We start from the raw sequence: 380 nt of genomic DNA, 5'->3' as shown, positions 1-380 counted from the left end.
ACTGAAAATGATTATGCCTTTGCAGCTTATCGCTCTCGCAACAGTATCATGATTCCGATAAATCTTATGGCAGATTTCTCTAACTCTCAAAATATTTCTATGAATATATATACAGATCATGGTGTCATATCTAGATATATCCTAAAAGGTAATTTAAGAGCACCTATATTTGAAGAATTAATCAAGGCCTATAAATAAAATTAACTAATAAAAAACCCCGGCGTCCTGCCGGGGTTTTTTATGGCCTATATTTTTTAGATCAGGCCTGGATGTGCATCAAGAATACGAATTAGCGTGGCTGCTGGCCCAGTTGGGTATCTACGCCCTTGTTCCCAGTTTTGTAGCGTTCTCGCACTGATATGCAAACGTGCTGCAAATTC

Annotated in this window: 1 protein-coding gene and 1 pseudogene; one reads left to right on the top strand and one right to left on the bottom strand. The window is 38.2% G+C overall.

Annotated elements, in window-relative coordinates:
• Positions 1-198: pseudogene (locus AY606_RS16365) on the top strand (hypothetical protein); the annotation flags it as partial.
• Between the two features lie 56 nt (positions 199-254).
• Here AY606_RS16365 and AY606_RS04545 read toward each other — a convergent pair.
• Positions 255-380 (bottom strand): helix-turn-helix domain-containing protein (locus AY606_RS04545; RefSeq protein WP_502692107.1); only part of this gene is annotated, 126 nt, incomplete at its 5' end.

This window comes from Acinetobacter sp. SFB (genome assembly GCF_001647545.1).
Lineage (GTDB): Bacteria > Pseudomonadota > Gammaproteobacteria > Pseudomonadales > Moraxellaceae > Acinetobacter.
Note: the sequence above shows the minus strand (reverse complement) of the source record. Positions and strands in the feature narration are given on the sequence as shown.